The sequence below is a fragment of the Acidovorax delafieldii 2AN genome (assembly GCF_000175235.1).
In the GTDB taxonomy this organism is placed as follows: Bacteria; Pseudomonadota; Gammaproteobacteria; order Burkholderiales; family Burkholderiaceae_C; genus Acidovorax; species Acidovorax delafieldii_B.
Genome location: NZ_ACQT01000027.1, coordinates 12,363 through 31,226 on the forward strand (window position 1 = coordinate 12,363; position 18,864 = coordinate 31,226).

Annotated in this window: 22 protein-coding genes and 1 tRNA gene; 14 read left to right on the forward strand and 9 right to left on the reverse strand. The window is 63.0% G+C overall.

Going from position 1 to position 18,864, the window contains the following annotated elements; genetic code table 11:
• Position 1 precedes the first annotated feature (1 nt).
• From ACDELDRAFT_RS06500 to ACDELDRAFT_RS06520, 5 genes are all read right to left on the reverse strand, one after another.
• Positions 2-217: a hypothetical protein gene (locus ACDELDRAFT_RS06500; protein WP_005794741.1), complete on the reverse strand. Its 216-nt coding sequence runs from the start codon at positions 215-217 to the stop codon at positions 2-4.
• Entirely contained in the window at positions 217-480 is a 264-nt protein-coding gene (locus ACDELDRAFT_RS06505; RefSeq protein ID WP_005794743.1) for a hypothetical protein, read from the reverse strand. The genes ACDELDRAFT_RS06500 and ACDELDRAFT_RS06505 overlap by 1 nt, the downstream gene beginning before the upstream one ends.
• A 4-nt stretch (positions 481-484) precedes the next feature.
• Positions 485-811, reverse strand: a complete 327-nt coding sequence (locus ACDELDRAFT_RS06510; protein WP_005794745.1) for a hypothetical protein — start codon at positions 809-811, stop codon at positions 485-487.
• Positions 808-1,683, reverse strand: coding sequence for a replication initiation factor domain-containing protein (locus tag ACDELDRAFT_RS06515; protein WP_050784135.1), 876 nt, complete (start codon positions 1,681-1,683; stop codon positions 808-810). Before ACDELDRAFT_RS06515 ends, ACDELDRAFT_RS06510 begins: the two co-directional genes overlap by 4 nt.
• 191 nt (positions 1,684-1,874) lie before the next feature.
• Positions 1,875-2,108 (reverse strand): hypothetical protein, encoded by a 234-nt coding sequence (locus ACDELDRAFT_RS06520; RefSeq protein ID WP_005794749.1) that lies wholly within the window; start codon positions 2,106-2,108, stop codon positions 1,875-1,877.
• A gap of 357 nt (positions 2,109-2,465) precedes the next feature.
• Between ACDELDRAFT_RS06520 and ACDELDRAFT_RS06530 the strand changes: the two genes are divergently transcribed.
• The 4 genes from ACDELDRAFT_RS06530 to rapZ are packed head-to-tail and all read left to right on the forward strand — an operon-like array spanning position 2,466 to position 6,179.
• A complete protein-coding gene (locus tag ACDELDRAFT_RS06530; RefSeq protein WP_005794754.1) occupies positions 2,466-2,729 on the forward strand; it encodes a hypothetical protein in 264 nt (87 codons plus the stop codon).
• Between the two features lie 15 nt (positions 2,730-2,744).
• Complete coding sequence (locus ACDELDRAFT_RS06535; RefSeq protein WP_005794756.1) at positions 2,745-3,641, forward strand: NAD kinase; 897 nt, start codon at positions 2,745-2,747, stop codon at positions 3,639-3,641.
• 2 nt (positions 3,642-3,643) lie between these two features.
• Positions 3,644-5,308, forward strand: coding sequence for a DNA repair protein RecN (recN, locus tag ACDELDRAFT_RS06540; protein ID WP_005794757.1), 1,665 nt, complete (start codon positions 3,644-3,646; stop codon positions 5,306-5,308).
• A 7-nt stretch (positions 5,309-5,315) separates the two neighbouring features.
• A complete protein-coding gene (gene rapZ, locus ACDELDRAFT_RS06545; RefSeq protein ID WP_005794758.1) occupies positions 5,316-6,179 on the forward strand; it encodes an RNase adapter RapZ in 864 nt (287 codons plus the stop codon).
• On the opposite strand, the gene mutY is transcribed toward rapZ, so the two are convergent.
• The 3 genes from mutY to mutM form a co-directional block, all read right to left on the reverse strand.
• The gene (mutY, locus tag ACDELDRAFT_RS06550; RefSeq protein ID WP_005794761.1) at positions 6,176-7,258 is read right to left on the reverse strand and encodes an A/G-specific adenine glycosylase; all 1,083 of its coding nucleotides are present in this window, start codon (positions 7,256-7,258) and stop codon (positions 6,176-6,178) included. The genes rapZ and mutY overlap by 4 nt on opposite strands.
• Positions 7,255-9,216, reverse strand: coding sequence for a dynamin family protein (locus tag ACDELDRAFT_RS06555; RefSeq protein WP_040328306.1), 1,962 nt, complete (start codon positions 9,214-9,216; stop codon positions 7,255-7,257). The genes mutY and ACDELDRAFT_RS06555 overlap by 4 nt, the downstream gene beginning before the upstream one ends.
• 110 nt (positions 9,217-9,326) lie before the next feature.
• Positions 9,327-10,142: a bifunctional DNA-formamidopyrimidine glycosylase/DNA-(apurinic or apyrimidinic site) lyase gene (gene mutM, locus ACDELDRAFT_RS06560; RefSeq protein ID WP_005794766.1), complete on the reverse strand. Its 816-nt coding sequence runs from the start codon at positions 10,140-10,142 to the stop codon at positions 9,327-9,329.
• A gap of 29 nt (positions 10,143-10,171) precedes the next feature.
• Between mutM and ACDELDRAFT_RS06565 the strand changes: the two genes are divergently transcribed.
• The 7 genes from ACDELDRAFT_RS06565 to pth all read left to right on the forward strand — a co-directional run bounded on the left by ACDELDRAFT_RS06565 (position 10,172) and on the right by pth (position 16,009).
• Positions 10,172-11,956, forward strand: coding sequence for a tetratricopeptide repeat protein (locus tag ACDELDRAFT_RS06565; protein WP_005794767.1), 1,785 nt, complete (start codon positions 10,172-10,174; stop codon positions 11,954-11,956).
• Between the two features lie 134 nt (positions 11,957-12,090).
• A complete protein-coding gene (locus ACDELDRAFT_RS06570; protein ID WP_232504729.1) occupies positions 12,091-12,492 on the forward strand; it encodes an outer membrane lipoprotein LolB in 402 nt (133 codons plus the stop codon).
• Positions 12,493-12,496: 4 nt separating this feature from the next.
• Positions 12,497-13,354 (forward strand): 4-(cytidine 5'-diphospho)-2-C-methyl-D-erythritol kinase, encoded by an 858-nt coding sequence (gene ispE, locus ACDELDRAFT_RS06575; RefSeq protein ID WP_005794771.1) that lies wholly within the window; start codon positions 12,497-12,499, stop codon positions 13,352-13,354.
• Positions 13,355-13,383: 29 nt separating this feature from the next.
• Positions 13,384-13,460, forward strand: a tRNA-Gln gene (locus ACDELDRAFT_RS06580).
• Between the two features lie 50 nt (positions 13,461-13,510).
• Positions 13,511-14,485 (forward strand): ribose-phosphate pyrophosphokinase, encoded by a 975-nt coding sequence (locus ACDELDRAFT_RS06585; protein WP_005794773.1) that lies wholly within the window; start codon positions 13,511-13,513, stop codon positions 14,483-14,485.
• A 173-nt stretch (positions 14,486-14,658) separates the two neighbouring features.
• The gene (locus ACDELDRAFT_RS06590) at positions 14,659-15,300 is read left to right on the forward strand and encodes a 50S ribosomal protein L25/general stress protein Ctc (RefSeq protein WP_005794774.1); all 642 of its coding nucleotides are present in this window, start codon (positions 14,659-14,661) and stop codon (positions 15,298-15,300) included.
• Between the two features lie 100 nt (positions 15,301-15,400).
• Positions 15,401-16,009 (forward strand): aminoacyl-tRNA hydrolase, encoded by a 609-nt coding sequence (pth, locus tag ACDELDRAFT_RS06595; protein WP_005794776.1) that lies wholly within the window; start codon positions 15,401-15,403, stop codon positions 16,007-16,009.
• Positions 16,010-16,130: 121 nt separating this feature from the next.
• On the opposite strand, the gene ACDELDRAFT_RS06600 is transcribed toward pth, so the two are convergent.
• Complete coding sequence (locus ACDELDRAFT_RS06600) at positions 16,131-16,388, reverse strand: YfhL family 4Fe-4S dicluster ferredoxin (protein ID WP_005794779.1); 258 nt, start codon at positions 16,386-16,388, stop codon at positions 16,131-16,133.
• 204 nt (positions 16,389-16,592) lie between these two features.
• On the opposite strand from ACDELDRAFT_RS06600, the gene ACDELDRAFT_RS06605 reads away from it, so the two are divergent.
• From ACDELDRAFT_RS06605 to ACDELDRAFT_RS06615, 3 genes are all read left to right on the forward strand, one after another.
• On the forward strand, positions 16,593-17,555 hold the full coding sequence (locus ACDELDRAFT_RS06605) for an ABC transporter permease (RefSeq protein WP_040328308.1): 963 nt from the start codon (positions 16,593-16,595) through the stop codon (positions 17,553-17,555).
• Between the two features lie 142 nt (positions 17,556-17,697).
• The gene (locus ACDELDRAFT_RS06610; RefSeq protein WP_005794783.1) at positions 17,698-18,570 is read left to right on the forward strand and encodes an ABC transporter permease; all 873 of its coding nucleotides are present in this window, start codon (positions 17,698-17,700) and stop codon (positions 18,568-18,570) included.
• A gap of 13 nt (positions 18,571-18,583) precedes the next feature.
• Positions 18,584-18,864, forward strand: a 281-nt coding sequence (locus ACDELDRAFT_RS06615) for an ATP-binding cassette domain-containing protein (protein WP_005794784.1), incomplete at its 3' end; no start/stop codon positions are given.

The window sequence follows — 18,864 nt, forward strand, 5'->3', positions numbered from 1 at the left end:
TTTAGCTTTCTTCTTCGAGGGATTTACGCGCAGCACGCAGCACAAACGCCACGGCCATCACGAGCAGGGTGGCCCCCCCAATCGCCACCGCTGATTCAATATCCAGATAGAACGGGCTGAGCTGCTGGAGCTCAAGCCGCGTGACAACCACGAGCGCGTCCGGGGTGTCGCAGGGCACCTCTGTGATCGCGGACACGCCGGGCTGCATGCAGTACATCAGGCCTCCGAGGTGCGCCCGTCGCCCATGAGCTCGCAGGCTCGCTCTAGGGCGCCTGGCGCGCTGCCGCTTGCCTGTACTGCCGATGCACGGTGGCGTGCTGCCGCGATCCGCTCGCGGCGCTCTTGCAATTCCATATAGCAGTCCGTCGCAAAGTCAATGGAACCGATCAAGAGCAGAAAGCAGGCAGCGCCGACGAAGCCGAAGCAAAACGACAGCAGGCCAAAGGCGTCGAGAATGAGTTCGACCTGGTCAGATGACATGGTGTTACTCGACCGCATCCAACGTCAGATCCACGGGCGTGACCATCAAGGTTTCGCCGGTGTCTTTGTCCATGCTGCGGAAGGGCTTGCGTGTGTAGCCGCCGAGCAGGGCCTGGACAACGATTTCGTCGCCGACCTGGCCCAGCGCACCCTTGCTGCGGACCTCTACCGTCTGAGGGCGGCTATAGGGATCTGGAGCAGGCGTGACGATGCGCGTATAGGTGGTCTTGTCGTGGCGGCGGCGTGCGTCCACACGGCCCTTGATGGTGACCTGCATAAATGCAGGGGTGCGGGCGGCTCCCTGAGTTGGGGAAGTAGCGGGTGCGTTCATGATGGTCTGATCCTCTGGATTTGGGCCTGCAACTCCGGCCACTGGAGGCCGGCACTCCCGCCGGCGGGGTCTACCCTTTTGGGCATTCCTATGACGCGCACTTCCTCGATCAACTCAGAGGTGCTGCAGCCCGTGATTTCGAGCGCCTGGTGCATGTATTTGCCGTAGCAGCGCTCCAGGTGGTAGAGACCGTGTGCCAGGCTTCCCTTGGTTTCTTCCTGAACGGTCGGAATGGTCTCGGCGGCCGCTTCAAGCATGTGGGCAAGTGCGGGATATGCACCCGTGAAGAAACGATCCGGCTCAGTGAGGATGTCGAGCGGTATCACGCGGTCCCGATTGCCAAGACGGACCTCGAAGCGGGTCCAGTTGCTGTCGGGCATGTTGAGCTGCCGACCCTTTTCGTAGACGCAAAGCGTCTTACCGTTCTTGAGCTTGCCGATGTACATAGTTCGCCCCTTGGTGCCGCTTTCGTGCCAGGCGCCCTGTGTGTCCAGTTCAGGATTTCGCCCACGATTGATGAATGCGCCCTGGTCGTAGAGGGTCACGGCATCGTCCACCGTGAATTCACCCTCAAGGAAGTCCACCGCCAGGTCGACGCGTGAAAGTTCGGCCTGCAGGCCCTGCAACAGCTCTTGAAGGCTGTGCCAGTCGTTGATAAGGCCGCAGCCCTTGCCGTTGAGCTGGAGTAACCAGCGACCCTTTTGGCTATCGCCGCCGAGGGCAATGGAGCCGATCTCGACACGTGAACCATCGGGCAAATGTGCGGTCATGCGATGGCGCTCGGTGAAACCGAACAGGCCACCATCAAGCTGCGTGGTAACCATGCCGTTCATGATTGCGCTGATGAACTGCACCAGACCGTGAATCGTCATGGCGGGGTGATCGAACGTGGCGTTAAGCCAATCGATTTTTGCGGCGCGATCTGAGCGGGGCGTGGTGGATGAACTTTCCACCCGTGTTACAGCACGGGCGGAAGGCGCTGACGCGCCAACAGCCGGGGCCGGGCGCAGACGCCAAGAAACCCCCGTCCGGCCGGATGGGGGGGAGTCGTGCAGGCTGGTGGTCATACAGATGGCTCCACGGTGGCCGTGAAGGGGGAATTCCAGTGCACCGTCATGCGACGGGACCGGAGCTCAGCGATGTAGCCCTCAAAGGCTTCCAGGCTCGTGAAGCGCTTGATGCGATGACCATCGGCCAACATGCAAGGAGGGCACTGGATGAGGTATTGACGGGCGACTGGGGCCGCAGGCTTGAACATGTCCAGCATGCCGGCGCCGGATTGGCCGTTGATGGTCATGGGCGGCCTCGCTCCAGATAGCCGAGGCGGAACAAGGAGTAGTAAATCGCGCTATTGGCAGCGGCTATAGAAAGGCCTGAATCACGGAGACGCCCAAAAACATCGCTGAGCGCCACGTGAACTTCATCGTCCACGTTGAGGGTGCCCGCCCCCTGCCCCGCCTCAGCGGGAGCCGCCAGGCAGACGCTGGGGCGTTGGTGGGCAGGGGGTGGGCAAAAGGTGGTGTTGGGGGGCATGGCGGCTCCGGAAATGATGTAAACACATCGTTTACGAAGCGCAAGGTATCATGTAAAGGTCACGTTTACAACGCGCCTTGTGCAATTTGTTGTGTAAACGTAACGTTTACAGGGAATTTATATGCAAACCACTATGAATCTGATGGATATGGCGCTGGCTCAGCACCCAGCAGCTGAGTGGGCCCGCCGAATCGGCGTGACGCGTCAGACGTTCACCAACGCAAAAATGCGAGGCAACTTAAGCCCTGCAATTGCAGGCGCGCTGGCAGAAGAGTTGGGACAGGACGTGAAGGAGTGGATCGTCGTCGCCGCGATCGAGTCAGAAAGAGACAGTCCATGCAAAGCACGAATGGTCAAACGCATTGCAAAGATGACATCACTTTAATGATGTAATTTCCAGATGAAGTCCAATTTCCGCCACGTTGCGCTCATCGGCAAGTACCAGGCAACCGCAGCTAGCGCGATGACCGAAAGTTCCCGCCAGGCTCTTGAAGACATTGCCAAATTCCTGGTGCAACGGGGATGCGAGGTGGCTCTCGAGCGAGAGACCGCCATCAACACCCAACTGACGGCCTACCCGGCAATGGATGTGGATGCCATCGGCACCCAATGCGACCTGGGCCTGGTAGTGGGGGGCGACGGCACCATGCTGGGTATCGGGCGCCGCCTGGCGCACTATGGCACGCCGCTCATCGGCATCAACCAAGGGCGGCTCGGGTTCATTACCGACATCCCTTTCGATAGCTACCAGGCGGCGCTGACACCCATGCTCTGTGGGGAATACGAAGAGGATTTACGCCCGCTGATACACGCGCGGGTCGTGCGCGATGAAGCCACAGTGTTCGAAGCCCTTGCAATGAACGATGTCGTGGTGAACCGCGGCGCAACCTCGGGCATGGTGGAGTTGCGGGTGGAAGTGGGTGGGCAGTTCGTGGCCAACCAACGGGCGGATGGGCTGATCATTGCCTCGCCCACGGGATCCACGGCATACGCCCTTTCCGCAGGCGGGCCGATGTTGCACCCCTCCATTCCCGGGTGGGTATTGGTACCGATTGCGCCGCATACCCTCTCGAACCGGCCCATTGTTCTGTCGGATGCCGCCGAAGTGGCGGTGGAGATCGTGAGCGGAAGGGACGTCAGCGCCAATTTCGACATGCAGTCGCTGGCGTCGCTGCATCTCGGTGACCGTATCCTCGTTCAGCGCTCCGAGCACAAGGTTCGGTTTCTGCACCCGCTGGGTTGGAACTATTTCGCGACGCTACGCAAGAAGCTGCGGTGGAACGAAGGAGGCTCCTGACCATGGCGCTCAAACGGATGACCCTGCGGGACTTCGTGATCGTCCAGGAACTCGATCTCGATCTGCAGGCGGGTTTTACCGTGCTGACAGGCGAGACAGGTGCGGGCAAATCCATTTTGGTGGATGCGCTGCAGTTGGCGCTTGGTGCACGCGCCGATACGGGGGTCGTGCGCGAAGGCGCAGCCCAGGCAGATGTCTGCGCCGAATTCGACTGCCCAGACAGTCTTCACGCATGGCTGGAAGAGGCTGGAATCGACGCTAACGACGCCATCCTTCTGCGCAGAAGGGTGGACACCCAAGGCAAGAGCCGAGCCTGGGTCAATGGAACACCGGCCACCGCAACGCAGTTGCGCTTCCTGGGCGACCAATTGCTGGACATCCATGGCCAGCACGCCTGGCAAAGCCTGACGCGCCCCGAATCCGTGCGGGGATTGCTCGACGCCTATGCAGGCGCGTCGCTGCTCGAGCTAGGGGCCTGCTGGACGAAATGGCGCGCTGATCAGAAGGCTCTGCAAGAAGCGCGCGCAGCGCAAGCGTCACTCCTTCAGGAGCGTGAAAGACTGCAGTGGCAGATCGCAGAGCTCGGCAAATTGGCTCCAGCAGAAGACGAGTGGCACGAATTGGAAACGCAGCATCGGCGCCTGTCGCACGCGCAGACGCTACTGGAGTCGGCGCAAGGCGCCCTTGCCACCCTCGAAGACGATGAAAGCGGCACGCATGCCAGCCTGACGCGAGCGATTTCTCTCTTGCAGAACCAAGAGCAACTGGAGCCCGAATTCGGCAACATGGCCGACATCCTGCAGTCCAGTCTGGCGCAGGCCGGTGACGTCATTCGCTCATTGCAAGCCTATCTCAGGCACACCGATCTCGACCCAGACCGCCTGGCGGCCCTGGACGCGCGCTTATCGCAATGGATGACCCTCGCGAGGCGCTACAAGCGCCAACCGGACGAGTTGCCAGCCCTGCTGCAGACGTGGATTGCAGAACTGCGGCAACTTGACGCCGCCGCCGACCTGGACGGACTCGAAACGGCCGAGGCGGCCAGTGCCAAGGCCTACCACGCTGCAGCCAAGGCCGTTTCCCAGACCCGCGCCAAAGCGGCTCCACGGCTGTCTGCCGCCATCACGCGCGCCATGCAGGGACTGGGCATGGCTGGCGGTGTGTTCGAGGTAACGGTGACCAAGGCACTTGAAGCGTCCGCCCATGGATGGGACGACATCGCCTTTCTGGTGGCTGGCCATCCAGGGGCTACGCCACGCCCCATTGGCAAAGTAGCCTCCGGGGGTGAGCTGTCGCGCATATCCCTCGCCATCTCCGTGACCACCAGCGAACTGGGTACTGCACCCACCCTGGTTTTTGACGAAGTGGATTCTGGCGTCGGTGGGGCTGTGGCAGAAACAGTGGGCCGCCTGATGCGGCAATTGGGACGCAACCGCCAAGTGCTGGCCGTCACGCATTTGCCGCAAGTGGCCGCCTGTGCTAACCATCACCTGAAGGTATCCAAATGCCGCAATGCCGCAGGAACCACCAGCACCGTCCTCCCCGTGCACGGAGATGACCGCGTGGCAGAAGTGGCTCGCATGCTGGGCGGCGAACGCGCCACGAGCACAACGCTGGCCCATGCCAGCGAGATGCTGAACTTGGCGGGCGGCACCGGCGAGGCGTGATCCACACATGTCCTTGGAAATCGTACTCATCACGGGGATGTCGGGTTCTGGTAAATCCGTGGCTCTTCACGCCATGGAGGATGCCGGCTACTACTGCGTCGACAACCTCCCCCCGGAACTGCTCGCCGCCTTTGTAGCGCTCGAACACCAACACCACGGCAACCGCGTTGCCATCGCGATGGATGTGCGCAGCGGTACCTCACTGCCCCAAGTGCCCCGTGAACTCACGCGCTTGCGTCAACAGGGCGTGACCGTACGGTCCATTTTTCTGGACGCAACCACGGAAACGCTGGTGCGGCGCTTTTCCGAAACGCGCCGCCGCCATCCCCTGTCCCACGACGAAATCCCGGATGGCCGAAGAGCCCTCGTGCAGGTGATCGACTTGGAACGCGAGCTACTGGCAGAACTGCGGGACCAGTCTCACGTCATCGACACCAGCACCATCCGCGCCTCGCAGCTACAGAGCTACGTCAAAGACCTGATGCCGGCCGCCACTGGCCAATTGACCTTGGTCTTCCAGTCCTTCGCCTTCAAGCGCGGCATTCCCGTGGACGCAGACTATGTCTTTGACGTGCGCATGCTGCCCAACCCTCATTACGAGCCCGCCTTGCGTGACCTCACGGGGCTGGACGCCCCCGTCGCCGAGTTCTTGCACGCGCAAAAAGAGGTGCGGCTGATGGGGCAACATATCGAGCAATTCCTCTCCCATTGGCTCGACATGCTCGACAGAAACCACCGCAGCTACGTTACTGTGGCGGTGGGATGCACGGGCGGCCAGCACCGCTCCGTCTACCTGGTAGAGCAACTGGCCAGCGCCTTTACCCCACGGTGGGCGGTGTTGAAGCGCCACCGGGAACTGGACAGCCGCTAGTCCCGAGGCGCTGCAGCCGGTGCTGCAAGCTCGCCCAGCAATTTTCGGATCGGCGCCGGAAGACCAAGCGACGCAGCCTTTTCGAGAGCGAACCAATCGCCATCCTCGCCAGCCAGCGCGGCGGCCGGGAGCCCCCGGGCAGTGACAGGGTGCAGATGCAGGTCTCTGTGCGTTAGTACGTGCACGAAAGGTGGCTGTTCCTCCATGGCGTTCACGGCTGCTGGCGAAACCCCGTTCACGAACGCCAGCAGATCGGTCCGCTGGTCAAACACGGGCACGCAAAACAGTCCCGCCCATATGCCTGCTGCCGGGCGGCGGGACAGCCAGATTCTTGCGCCAGCGTCCTGCAGCACCAGCAGCCACCAGGATTCAGCACGCCGCTTGAGCTTGCGCGTTCTGACTGGATAGCGCTCGGGCTGCCCCTCAATGCTCGCGACACAGCCCTCCTGCAGCGGGCACCCGCCGCAGTCGGGATTGCGGGGCAGGCAAAGGCCTGCCCCCAGATCCATCAAACCTTGGGTGTAGCGCGGCATGGCCGATTCAATATCGGTCACCGGCAACAACGCCTGGGCGTGGCCCCACAGCGCCCGCTCGTTCTTTGCCTGGGCAAGATCCGCATCAAAACCCAGTACGCGCGTCAGCACCCTGCGCACGTTGGCATCCAGTATGGGTGTGCGCTCAGCAAAACAGAAAGCCGCGACGGCGCCTGCCGTCGATCTACCGATGCCAGGCAGCGTGGCGAGCACCTCGGCGCTGGATGGAAACGCTCCCCCATGGTCGCTCACCACCACCTGTGCGCACCTGTGAAGGTTGCGAGCGCGGCTGTAGTACCCCAAGCCGCTCCAAAGCGCCATCACATCATCCTGCGAGGCCTCGGCCAAGGCGCGGACATCGGGGAACCGCTCCAGGAACCGGGCGTAGTAGCCCAGTACAGTACTGACCTGCGTCTGCTGCAGCATGATTTCGGACAGCCAGACCCTGTATGGGTCGCGGGTTTGTTGCCACGGCAGATGATTGCGACCATGAGCCTCCTGCCAGCGCACGACACGCGGAGCGATCTCTGCCTGGGAAGAGCTCATGCAGGCAAATGGCCGGGATCTTGCGCCGGGGCTCCGGACTCGGGCAGCGCCATCAATTGCGCCGTCAACTCCGTCAATCGCAGTTCCAACTGAACCAGTTCTTCCTCGCCCGCCTCGATCTCGGAAATGCGCTCGACCAGCCCCGTGGCCGCGTGCTGTATGCGGTCGACGGCCTCGATGCGACGGGCAAAGCTCCGGCGCCGCTCCCGCAACTGCGCATCGAGCTGCGCTGTGGCGGATTTACTCCACAATTCCAGATCGTTCGCGGCTGACTCGTACACGGCGCGCAATCGCATGGCGAGGGCACGCACCAGCCGCTCCGCGAATTCAGGCTGCACGAGTTTGAGCGCATTGCCCACGCCCAGGTACTGGAGGTGGCTCTGCTCGATTTGGGAAAGCTCGTTGGCGAAACTTTCGAGCTCGGGCGCCGGTGGCACCTGCAAAGAGAAACCGAACTCAGCGTTCAACTGGCGAAAGGTTCCAGCCAGCATGGCCTGGATTTCAATGCCGCAGGCCTGCGCCTTGTCCAACGTGCCCCTCAACCGCTCGAAGGTTTGCACGTAAATCTTGCGCACTCCCAGCTTGAGGCCTTTTTGCTGAAGAGTCTGCGCAAGCTCCGACAGCTCCACCTTGAGCGATTTCGCCCCCAGCTGCTGGAAAACGTCCCGCAACAGCTTGAGATGCACTGCCCGAACCGCCTGGATCTTGGCGGCGCTCATATCGAATTCGCGCTGCTCCTGCTCCACGCGATGGCGCATCGACTCGATCACCGACGCGTTCTTGCCACGAAGGCTGCGCAGCTCGGCCATCTGGTCATCCAAGTCCCTGCGCCGGATATTGATGACGCGCGACGTCTCAGTTCGCAAGCTCGTCACTCCCGTCGCCACCGCCGCCCGAAGGATAGCCCGGCGGCGCCCCATGATGCCCTTGGCCAGTGCCTCTTCAAGAACGGGAAGGCCGCTGGATTCCAGCAATAGGTCATCACAAGTGATCTTGGCGACCAAGCCTTTCTGCGCGGAGACCGGGACCACCTGCGCGAGTGGAACGCCCAGCATGTCGGCAGATGTCGTCCGTTGCCGGGTCATCTGCGCAGCAATCTCCTGCGGCGAATTGAGGGTATCCCAGAGAGTGTCAATCTTGTTGAGAACGACCAGTCGAGCATCCAGGCTGTCCGGCGACGTCGCCAGATGCTCGCGCCAGATCGCCAGATCGGACCGCGTCACGCCCGTATCCGCCCCCAGGATGAACACCACCGCATGCGCCTGCGGAATGAGATTTACGGTCAGCTCAGGCTCCGCGCCCACCGCGTTCAACCCGGGAGTGTCCAGGATCACCAGACCCTGCTTGAGCAAGGGATGCGGAATATTGATGACGGCGTGGCGCCACATCGGTACCTCGACCAGGCCGTCGGAGTCCGGCACCGGATTTTCCTCTGCCAGCTCATCGTGCCAAAAGCCCAGGGCACGGGCATTGTCCAGCGTGACTTTTCGGACTTCTGCCACTTTTTCAAGCGCCCTGGCGATCTGGTCGGCGTCGTTCACGTCCAGCAGAATCTCCGTCCAACGATCGGGCTTCAGCCGCCACTCAGCAAGGCCTTGCGCCTGCAGCCGGGTTTCGATAGGCAACAACCGAAGGCTGGTCGCCATCGCGGCGTCGTAGCCCAGTTCCGTGGGGCACATCGTCGTGCGGCCCGCGCTCGCCGGCATGATGCGGCGGCCATAGTCGGCGAAGAAGATCGCATTGATCAACTCCGACTTGCCGCGCGAGAACTCTGCAACGAACGCCACCATCACCTTGTCGCTGCGCACCTGGGTTTCAAGACGGCTCAGGCGTTCCTGGACCGCAGCGTCCATGAGGTCGTGCTCTGCCATCCACTCGGACAGCCGGTGAAGCTGGTGGGCAAACTCACGCCGCCAGGCGCCGTGCTGGTCGAACTGTTCGTTGAAAGATGGTCCCACGTTGCTCCCGGAGTGCGATGAAAGGTCTACATGCGCGGTAGACATGCACAAAATATAGCATTGCGCGCACGCTGCAAGCGATCCGGACGGCCATTGGCATGCGGCTCAGATCAAGGACGTTGGCACCCGGGACAGAAATAGCTGCTGCGCTGACCCTGTCGGATCATCTGTACCGCCCGCCCGCAGCGGTGACAGGGCGCTCCAGCCCTGCCGTATACGTTTGCCTCATGCTGGAAATGGCCCGCCATACCGTCCGCATTGGAAAAATCCCGCAGCGTGCTTCCCCCCAGCTCCACCGCGCGCGCCAACACCGTCTTGATGGCAGCGTGGAGCCTGCGGGCCCGGATGGGGCCTATCAGGTTGCCCGCGACCGTGGGACGGATGCCCGCGAGGAAAAGCGCCTCAGACGCATAGATATTGCCCACCCCCACAACCAACCTGCCCGCCAGCAGCACCTGCTTGACAGGCGCGCGGCTCGCCTTGAGCCCGGCGAGAAGCGCGGCTTCCGTAAATGTTTCGGAAAGCGGCTCCATCCCGAGCCCACCCAGCAATTTCTGCGCCACTGCATCATCTTCGTTTGCTGCATAGACCAGGGCACCAAAACGACGTGGATCGTGCAAGCGCAAGACGCCCTTGGATGTCACCAGGTCGACATGGTCATGCACGCCAGGTGGAGCCTGATCGCGAATGAAACGCAGGCTGCCAGACATGCCCAGGTGCAGCAGCAAGAGCCCCTTGTCAAGATCTATCAGCAGGTATTTGCCCCGGCGGCGCAGCGCAACCATATGCTGCCCCACCAGGATCGAGGGCGCACAACCCAGCGGCCACCTCAAGGGTTTACCAAGCCGAACCGCCTCAATCCGGGCGCCCGTGATCACTTCGGCCAGACTGCGCCGGGTCACTTCCACTTCGGGCAACTCAGGCATGCAAAGGCCCATGAAGAAGGTTTGAACGCATGGATTATTATGGACTGATGGTGCAATCTCATCGCTTTCGGGCCACCCTCGTCACTGCCGCTCTTGTGGCCTCCGCCGCCACGGGCTTGGCACAGTCGCCGCCGGAGCAAGAGCGCAAAAACCCGCAATCCTCAGAGTCCTCTGCCTCCAGTGCAGAGCTGGGCGCCGAGCTGTTCTATGAGATCTTTCTGGGCGAACTGACCACGCAGTCCGGAGACCCCGGGGCGGGCTACGCCCTCATGCTGGAAGCGGCCCGGCGCAGCGGAGAGAGCGCTTTGTACCGCCGAGCCGCCGACATCGCGTTGCAGGCCCGGTCTGGAGAATACGCCCTGGCGGCTGCACGTGCCTGGAAAGAAGCCCAGCCCGACTCGCGCGAAGCCAATCGCTACACGCTGCAGATCCTTATCGCGCTCAATCGGATTGAGGAAACGCCAGAACTGCTGCGCCAGGAACTCGCGCAGATGCCCAATGCATCCAGGGCCGCGGCCTTGTCGGCCATTCCTCAGTTGTATGGCCGCGCTGGCGACAAGGCACTTGCAGCACGCGTGGTCGAACAGGGGCTGAGCGCCGAACTTCTGCATCCCGCCACCGGCCCAGTGGCGTGGACATCGCTGGGCCGCATGCGCCTTGCAGCGGGGGACAAGGGCGGAGCTCTCGAAGCTGCACGGCGGGCGCTGGCGCTCGACAGTGCCAATGAGGGCGCCACCCTGCTGCTGTTGGAGCTGATGGAAGAAGGCGTTGCCGAAGCGGAAACATCGGTTACCGCCCAACTCGCCCGGAATTCCGCCCCCGACCTGCGCACCGCCTATGCCCGGGTGCTGCTGGGCCAGCAACGCTATGCTGCGGCACGCGAACAGCTCGAAACCGTCACCCGTGACAAACCCGATCAAAAAGAGGCTTGGCTCGCCTTGGCCACCCTGCAGTTGCAGGACAACCGGCTGCCCGAGGCAGAAAAATCGCTGCAACGCTTCATCGAGTTGACCAGCGCTGCTTCGATGGACCCCGACATCCAGCAGCGTGGCCTGACCCAGGCCTACCTTCTGTACGCGCAAATCTCCGAGAAGAAAAAAGACTACGCCGCCGCAGAATCCTGGCTCGCACGCATCGACAAGCCCGAAGAATTGCTCAGCGCCCAAAGGCGCCGCGCCTCGTTGCTCGCGCACCAGGGCAAGCTCGAGCAGGCCCGTGCGCTGCTTCGCGCATTGCCGGGCAACACGCCCGACCAGATTCGCACCAAGCTGCAAGCCGAAGTACAGCTTTTGCAGGAGATGCGATTGTTCAAAGAAGCCTTGTCCATCCAGGCTGAACTGGTGGCACAGGCCCCCGATGACAACGAATTGGTCTACGACCAGGCCATGCTGGCCGAAAAATCGGGCGACCTCCCTTTGATGGAGCAGTTGCTCAAACAGCTGATTGCACGGCAACCCGACTACCACCACGCATACAACGCGCTCGGGTATTCGCTGGCCGAACGGGGGATTCGACTGGAAGAGGCCCGCGGCCTCATCGGCAAAGCGCTGGAATACGCACCAAACGATCCGTTTATCACGGACAGTCTCGGCTGGGTCGAATTCCGGCTGGGCAACCGCGCTGAAGCCGTGCGCCTCCTGTCCAACGCTTTCAAGAGCCGTCCCGACGCGGAGATCGCGGCCCATCTGGGCGAGGTGCTCTGGACTTCCGGCGACCGGGAGCGTGCCGCCGAGGTGTGGCGTGAAGGACTGCGACTCAACCCCGACAACGAAACCCTGCAGGAAACCCTGAAAAGGCTGGGAGCCAAGCCCTGATGCAGCGAGCCTTTTCGGAGCGCCTGCCTTCAGGGCCTGGCCACCGCCTGGCGCGTCGCGCGCCCCTGTGGCTTCTGTCTCTGGTTCTTGTGTTGCTGACAGGTTGCGCCCAGCCTGGCCCCGCGCCTGAAAACTTGGGCCGCACGCTGTGGGTAGGCCGCCTGGCCCTGCAGGTGGAAGGACAAGCGTCGCAATCCTTTTCGGCATCGTTCGAGCTTTCGGGCACGGCGCAACAAGGCCGGTTCGAGGTGTTCACCCCTCTTGGCGGTACGCTGGCACAACTGCGCTGGGGTGCTGGCCACGCGGAACTCATCACCGCAGAGCAGACCCGGCAATCCGAGTCCTTGGATGCGTTGCTGCAGGAGGCCCTGGGGGCGGATATTCCCGTGGCAGCGCTGTTCAGTTGGCTGGAGGGCAATCCGGCCACGGCCCAAGGTTGGCAGGCCGATCTGTCGGCCATTGCACAGGGGCGGCTGGTCGCGTACCGCTTTGCGCCGCAGCCGCAGGCTACGCTGCGCATCGCCCTGACCCACTGACACCATGCAAGCTCTTTACGACGTGCCCGCCCCGGCCAAGCTCAACCTGTTTCTGCATATCGTGGGCCGTAGGCCCGACGGCTACCACCTGATCCAGTCCGCCTTCATGCTGATCGACTGGTGCGACACCCTGCACTTCGAACCACGCAGCGACGGCCGCCTCACCCGCGAAGACCTGGGCCCTCCCCTGCCGGACAACGACCTTTGCCTGCGGGCCGCCCAGGCACTGCAGGAAGCCGCGAGGTGCCCCTTGGGCGCCCATATCGGGGTGCTCAAGAGGATTCCCGCGCAGGCGGGCATGGGGGGCGGATCATCGGATGCCGCCAGCACGCTTCTGGCGCTGAATCGCCTCTGGAAACTCAACCTGCCCCTGACGCAGCTTGAATCCATCGGGCTGGGCCTAGGCGCCGACGTGCCCTTCTTTTTGCGCGGCCGCAACGCCTGGGTGGAAGGAATTGGTGAGATAATCACGCCGCTTGAGAACGCACATCAACTACCGCAAGCACGATTTGCGGTAGTGAAACCCGCGGCGGGTCTGGAGACAAAATCAATTTTTTCTCATCCAACCCTGAAACGAGATTCAGATAGTGCTACAATCTTAGGCTTTGCTGCAGCACACTACAATTTCGGTTGTAATGACCTGCAAACAGTTGCCCAGGCCCTGTGCCCCGATGTGACCCATGCCATTCAGTGGCTTGAATCACGCGGATTGCAAGGCAGGATGACTGGTTCAGGCAGTGCAGTGTTTGCGCAGATTTCGCGTGATGTTGATCTTCAAGGCGCCCCAGGCGATTGGCAGGTCGGAGCATGTGAAAATCTGATGCTTCATCCTCTGGCAGGATGGGCATCCGATGAGAATTGAGGTTGGCTGCATTTGCAGTCGACCTGTGTAGGGGAGTCGCCAAGCTGGTTAAGGCACCGGATTTTGATTCCGGCATGCAAAGGTTCGAATCCTTTCTCCCCTGCCAAATTTCTTTTCGCGTACAGGCTTTTTTTTCAAACTGCTGCTGGGACGCTCATGCAAGCCAACCACCCCGACTTCATGGTTTTCACCGGCAATGCCAATCCTGGCATGGCAGCTGAAATTGCCCAACACCTTGGCACCACCCTGGGTGCTGCCGATGTGGGTCGCTTCTCCGACGGTGAAGTCACCGTTGAAATCAAACAGAACGTGCGGGCCCGCGACGTTTTCGTGGTGCAGTCCACCTGCGCGCCTACCAACGAAAACCTGATGGAATTGCTGATCATGGTCGATGCGCTCAAGCGCGCCTCGGCCGAACGCATCAGCGCCGTGATCCCCTATTTCGGCTATGCCCGCCAGGACCGCCGCCCCCGCTCGACGCGCGTGCCCATCTCTGCCAAGGTAGTGGCCAACATGCTGCAGGCCGTGGGTGTGGCCCGCGTCCTGACCATGGACCTGCATGCCGATCAGATCCAGGGTTTCTTCGACATTCCGGTCGACAACATCTACGCCTCGCCCGTGCTGCTGGGCGATCTGCGCCAGAAGAACTACGACGACCTCATCGTCGTCTCGCCAGACGTGGGCGGTGTTGTTCGCGCACGCGCCCTTGCCAAGCAACTCGGCTGCGATCTGGCCATCATCGACAAGCGTCGCCCCAAAGCCAACGTGTCGGAAGTGATGCACGTGATCGGCGAGATCGACGGGCGCAACTGCGTGATCATGGACGACATGATCGACACCGCCGGCACGCTGGTAAAGGCGGCCGAAGTGCTCAAGGAGCGCGGCGCCAAGAAGGTGTATGCCTATTGCACGCACCCCATTTTTTCCGGTCCGGCCATCGAACGCATCGCCCAGGGTTCCGCCCTCGACGAAGTGGTGGTGACCAATACCATTCCCTTGAGCGACAACGCCAAGGGTTGCGCAAAAATCCGCCAGCTCTCCGTGGCTCCGCTGATCGCCGAGACGATCCAGCGCATTGCCAAGGGTGAGTCGGTCATGAGTTTGTTCTCGGACCAAGAGAATCTTTTCTGAGCGTCTGGCGCGCCCATGCAGGGCGTGCCGAGCGCAGGTCAAGATGCTTCAGGCCTCCTTCGGGAGGCTTGACTGTTCGAGGGCATTGCTGTGGGCTTGCCGCCATCGGGGCGAACAGGCCTTTTTTCAACGGGGATGGACTGGTCGCGGTCATCCCTTTTCAGGAGCTAACTATGAACTTCGTCGCTTATGAGCGCGCCAAGCAGGGTACGGGTGCGAGCCGCCGTCTGCGCAATTCGGGCAAGACGCCCGGCATCGTGTATGGCGGTTCTGCCGAACCCCAACTGATCGAGGTGGACCACAACGCACTGTGGCACGCCCTCAAGAAAGAAGCCTTCCACTCCAGCGTGCTGGACATGGAAGTGGCCGGCACCACCAGCAAGGTTCTGCTGCGTGACGTGCAATACCACCCCTACAAGCAACTGGTGCTGCACATTGACTTCCAGCGCGTGGACGACAAGACCAAACTGCACATGAAGGTGCCACTGCATTTCAGCAATGCAGAAGAGTCCGATGCAGTCAAGGTGGACAAGTGCATGGTGAACCCCGTCGTGAACGAACTCGACGTGACCTGCATGCCTTCCGACCTGCCCGAGTTCATCGCCGTGGATCTGAGCACGCTGAAGAAGGGTGTTTCGCTGCACCTCAAGGACATTAAGCTGCCCAAGGGTGTGAGCGCCGTGATCCGTGGCGGCCAGAACAACAACCCCGTGCTGGTTTCCGTGGCCAACCCCGTGGTGGAAGTGGAAGCGCCTGCCGCCGACGCGGCACCTGCCGCCGCCGATGCCAAGGGCAAGGGCAAGGGCAAGAAGTAAGGCCGGCGCACCGGTCTCTGCGGCACTGCCTCGGCAGTGCCGCATCCAACGGCCCACTTGTGTGGGCCGTTTTCATTGGTCGCCACCGATAATTGCGCACATGATCAAACTGTTTGTGGGCCTGGGCAACCCGGGGCCCGACTACGAGGCCACCCGCCACAACGCAGGCTTCTGGTGGATAGATGCGCTGGCGCACGAGCTCAAGGCCACGCTGGTCCCCGAGCGCAGCTACCACGGACTGGTGGCCCGCACCAGCGTGCACGGCCAGAGCGTCTGGCTGCTGCAGCCCCAGACGTTCATGAACCTCTCCGGAAAATCGGTAGCGGCACTGGCCCGGTTCTTCAAGATCCAGCCCGAGGAAATCCTCGTGGCGCACGATGAACTGGACATTCCCCCCGGCCAGGTGAAGCTCAAGCGCGGCGGCAGCCATGCAGGCCACAACGGCCTGCGAGACATCCATGCCCAACTGGGCTCGCCCGACTACTGGCGCCTGCGCATCGGCATCGGCCACCCGGGCGTCAAGGCCGAGGTGGCCAACTGGGTGCTGAAGAAACCCTCACCCGACCAGCGTACGTTGATCGAGGACAGCATTGAGCATTCCCTCAAGGCCCACGCCGCCATGCTCGCTGGCGACATGGACAAGGCCACGCTGCTGGTCCACACCACCAAGCCCCCGCGCCCGAAGCCGCCCCGTCCCGAAGACCGGTGAGGTCGCGGCGAGCCGGAAGACGGCGCGCCCCAGCGCCGCCCCCCCCTGCGCCTGCCCACGCGTTGCTATTGATTAAATAGCGAATTCCGCCCGCCAGGCAAGCGCATCAGGGCTCAAGCACTCAAACCTTGGTCGCCGCCTGCAAACGCTGGAACTTCTGCCACAGCGTCTCACGGCTTTCCACGTGCTGCGGGTCCACCGGAATGCACGACACCGGGCACAGCTGCACGCACTGGGGCTCGTCGAAATGTCCCACACATTCGGTGCACTTGTCGGGGTCGATCTCGTAGATCTCCTGACCGAGCGTGATGGCCTGGTTGGGGCATTCGGGCTCGCACACATCGCAGTTGATGCATTCGTCGGTGATCCTCAGTGCCATGCGCGCCTCCCCGAAAGAGGTTGGCACGGGTGCAATGAGGGCAAGGAGACGGTCTTCATGTTTACCATTATCCCGCGCCGTGCCCCCGCACCCTCCCCGCGCGAACAACCCACCACCGCCACCAGGGGTGCTTTGTCGGTATGCTGCGCAGGCAATCGCTTTTTGCCGCCCCGCCCTTCGCGCCGGCGGCCCACGCCACGAACCATGGGTTACTTCCTCCTCAAGCGCTTTCTCACGCTGCTGGCCACGCTGCTGGGCGCTTCCGTGGTCGTTTTCGTGGTACTGGACATCCTGCCGGGCAACGCCGCCCAGGTGCTCATGGGGCCGGATGCATCACCGGAAGCCGTTGCGGCCCTTGCAACCCAGTTGGGGCTCGATCGCCCCGCCGCGCAACGCTACTGGCAATGGGTGGCGGGCCTCGTGGTGGGAGACCTGGGCGACAGCGCGGCCTATGGCAGTCCGGTTCTGCAACTCGTGCTCGAGCGCCTGGCGCTCACGGTTCCGCTGGCGTTGATGGCCATGGCACTCAGCACCGTGCTGGCGCTGGCGGCGGGTGTGTACGCCGCCGCGCGGCACAACCGCTGGGGTGACCTGGGCGTGATGGGCCTGGCCCAGCTGGGCATAGCCATTCCCAACTTCTGGTTCGCCATCCTGCTGATTTTGCTGTTCTCGGTGAAGCTGCAATGGTTTTCCGCGGGGGGGTTTCCGGGCTGGAGCGAAGACAGCGGCGGCAGCCCCCTTGAAGCCCTGAAGGCGCTGTTGCTGCCGGCCACCGCACTGGCGGTGGTGCAGGCGGCCATTCTGGCGCGCATCACGCGCTCGGCCGTGCTGGATGTGCTGCGCGAGGACTTCGTGCGCACGGCGCGGGCCAAGGGCCTTTCGCGGCGGGCCGCGCTGTGGGGCCATGTGCTGCGCAACGCCATGATCCCGGTCGTCACCGTGATGGGCCTGCAGTTCGCCAATTTGCTGGCGGGCACCATCGTGGTCGAAAACGTCTTCTACCTGCCGGGCCTGGGCCGGCTGATTTTCCAGTCGATCGCCAACCGCGACCTGGTCGTGGTGCGCAACTGCGTGATGCTGCTGGCGGCGATGGTGGTGCTGGTCAATTTCTTTGTCGACCTGCTGTATGCCGCCATCGACCCCCGGGTGAAAGCCAGCGACATATGAGGTTCCCCCCTGAGCCGCTGCGCACCATCCCCCCAGGGGGACGCCACCCATGGCCTGGCAGGGCCGGTTCCACGGCGGCCCTGGTTTTCCGGCGCACCGGCTTCCAGCGCCGGGCGCTTCTCGAAAAGAGGGCAACGCACCCATGAGCGCAGCGATTTCATCATCCATCGCGTCGCCACATCACCGCTGGCTGCGCCGCGCCCTGGGCCACCGCAGCTTTGTTACGGGCGCCGTGCTGGTGGCGCTGCTGCTGGCCGCTGCAGCCCTGTCGCTGGCCTGGACGCCCTGGTCGCCCTACGAGATGGACCTGTCCTCCAAGCTGCAGCCCCCCACGGCCCAGCACTGGCTAGGCACCGATGCCTTTGGCCGCGACGTGGCGTCACTGCTGCTGGCGGGCGCACGCAATTCGCTGCTCGTGGGGGTGATCGCTGTGGGCATCGGCATGGGCGTGGGCGTGGGCCTCGGGCTGCTGGCCTCGGCACGGCGCGGCTGGGTGGAAGAAGCCATCATGCGGCTGGCCGACTTCACGTTCGCCTTTCCGGCCATCCTGTCCGCCATCATGATGACGGCGGTGTTTGGCGCCGGCATCGTGAATTCGATCATTGCCATCGGCATCTTCAACATCCCCACTTTCGCGCGGGTGACGCGCGCCTCGGCCAACGCGGTGTGGTCGCGCGAATTCATCCTGGCCGCGCGCGCCTGCGGCAAGGGCAGCGTGCGCATTTCGCTTGAGCATGTGCTGCCCAACATTGCCTCGGTGCTGATCGTGCAGGCCACGGTGCAGTTTGCGATTGCCATCCTGGCCGAGGCGGCGCTCTCGTACCTGGGCCTGGGCACGCAGCCCCCCGAACCTTCGTGGGGCCGCATGCTCAGCGACGCCCAGACCCTGATGTTCCAGGCACCGCTGCTGGCCGTATGGCCTGGCATGGCCATTGCCTTGGCGGTGCTGGGCCTGAACCTGCTGGGCGACGGCCTGCGCGATCTGCTCGACCCCCGCCTGGCACGCAAGCGCTGAGCCCGCCCGAACCATGCCCACCGCACCCACACCCCTGCTGCAAGTCACCAACCTGCGCATCCGCCTGCAAACGCACCGGGGCGCCGCCGATGCGGTGCGCGGCATCGACTTCACGCTGCGGCGCGGCGAAACCCTGGGGCTCGTGGGCGAGTCCGGTTGCGGCAAGTCGCTCACCGCGCTGGCGCTCATGGGCCTGCTGCCAGAGGCCGCGCAGGCCAGCGGCAGCATCCGGCTGGACGGCCAGGAGCTGCTGGGGCTGCCAGACCGCGCGCTGTGCCGCCTGCGCGGCGACCG

Bases quoted from the DNA above. Each gene is read 5' to 3' on its own strand.
- ACDELDRAFT_RS06500 (WP_005794741.1), bottom strand. From the start codon at position 217: ATGTACTGCATGCAGCCCGGCGTGTCCGCGATCACAGAGGTGCCCTGC.
- ACDELDRAFT_RS06505 (WP_005794743.1), bottom strand. From the start codon at position 480: ATGTCATCTGACCAGGTCGAACTCATTCTCGACGCCTTTGGCCTGCTG.
- ACDELDRAFT_RS06510 (WP_005794745.1), bottom strand. From the start codon at position 811: ATGAACGCACCCGCTACTTCCCCAACTCAGGGAGCCGCCCGCACCCCT.
- ACDELDRAFT_RS06515 (WP_050784135.1), bottom strand. From the start codon at position 1,683: ATGACGATTCACGGTCTGGTGCAGTTCATCAGCGCAATCATGAACGGC.
- ACDELDRAFT_RS06520 (WP_005794749.1), bottom strand. From the start codon at position 2,108: ATGACCATCAACGGCCAATCCGGCGCCGGCATGCTGGACATGTTCAAG.
- ACDELDRAFT_RS06530 (WP_005794754.1), top strand. From the start codon at position 2,466: ATGCAAACCACTATGAATCTGATGGATATGGCGCTGGCTCAGCACCCA.
- ACDELDRAFT_RS06535 (WP_005794756.1), top strand. From the start codon at position 2,745: ATGAAGTCCAATTTCCGCCACGTTGCGCTCATCGGCAAGTACCAGGCA.
- recN (WP_005794757.1), top strand. From the start codon at position 3,644: ATGGCGCTCAAACGGATGACCCTGCGGGACTTCGTGATCGTCCAGGAA.
- rapZ (WP_005794758.1), top strand. From the start codon at position 5,316: ATGTCCTTGGAAATCGTACTCATCACGGGGATGTCGGGTTCTGGTAAA.
- mutY (WP_005794761.1), bottom strand. From the start codon at position 7,258: ATGAGCTCTTCCCAGGCAGAGATCGCTCCGCGTGTCGTGCGCTGGCAG.
- mutM (WP_005794766.1), bottom strand. From the start codon at position 10,142: ATGCCTGAGTTGCCCGAAGTGGAAGTGACCCGGCGCAGTCTGGCCGAA.
- ACDELDRAFT_RS06565 (WP_005794767.1), top strand. From the start codon at position 10,172: ATGGATTATTATGGACTGATGGTGCAATCTCATCGCTTTCGGGCCACC.
- ispE (WP_005794771.1), top strand. From the start codon at position 12,497: ATGCAAGCTCTTTACGACGTGCCCGCCCCGGCCAAGCTCAACCTGTTT.
- ACDELDRAFT_RS06585 (WP_005794773.1), top strand. From the start codon at position 13,511: ATGCAAGCCAACCACCCCGACTTCATGGTTTTCACCGGCAATGCCAAT.
- ACDELDRAFT_RS06590 (WP_005794774.1), top strand. From the start codon at position 14,659: ATGAACTTCGTCGCTTATGAGCGCGCCAAGCAGGGTACGGGTGCGAGC.
- pth (WP_005794776.1), top strand. From the start codon at position 15,401: ATGATCAAACTGTTTGTGGGCCTGGGCAACCCGGGGCCCGACTACGAG.
- ACDELDRAFT_RS06600 (WP_005794779.1), bottom strand. From the start codon at position 16,388: ATGGCACTGAGGATCACCGACGAATGCATCAACTGCGATGTGTGCGAG.
- ACDELDRAFT_RS06605 (WP_040328308.1), top strand. From the start codon at position 16,593: ATGGGTTACTTCCTCCTCAAGCGCTTTCTCACGCTGCTGGCCACGCTG.
- ACDELDRAFT_RS06610 (WP_005794783.1), top strand. From the start codon at position 17,698: ATGAGCGCAGCGATTTCATCATCCATCGCGTCGCCACATCACCGCTGG.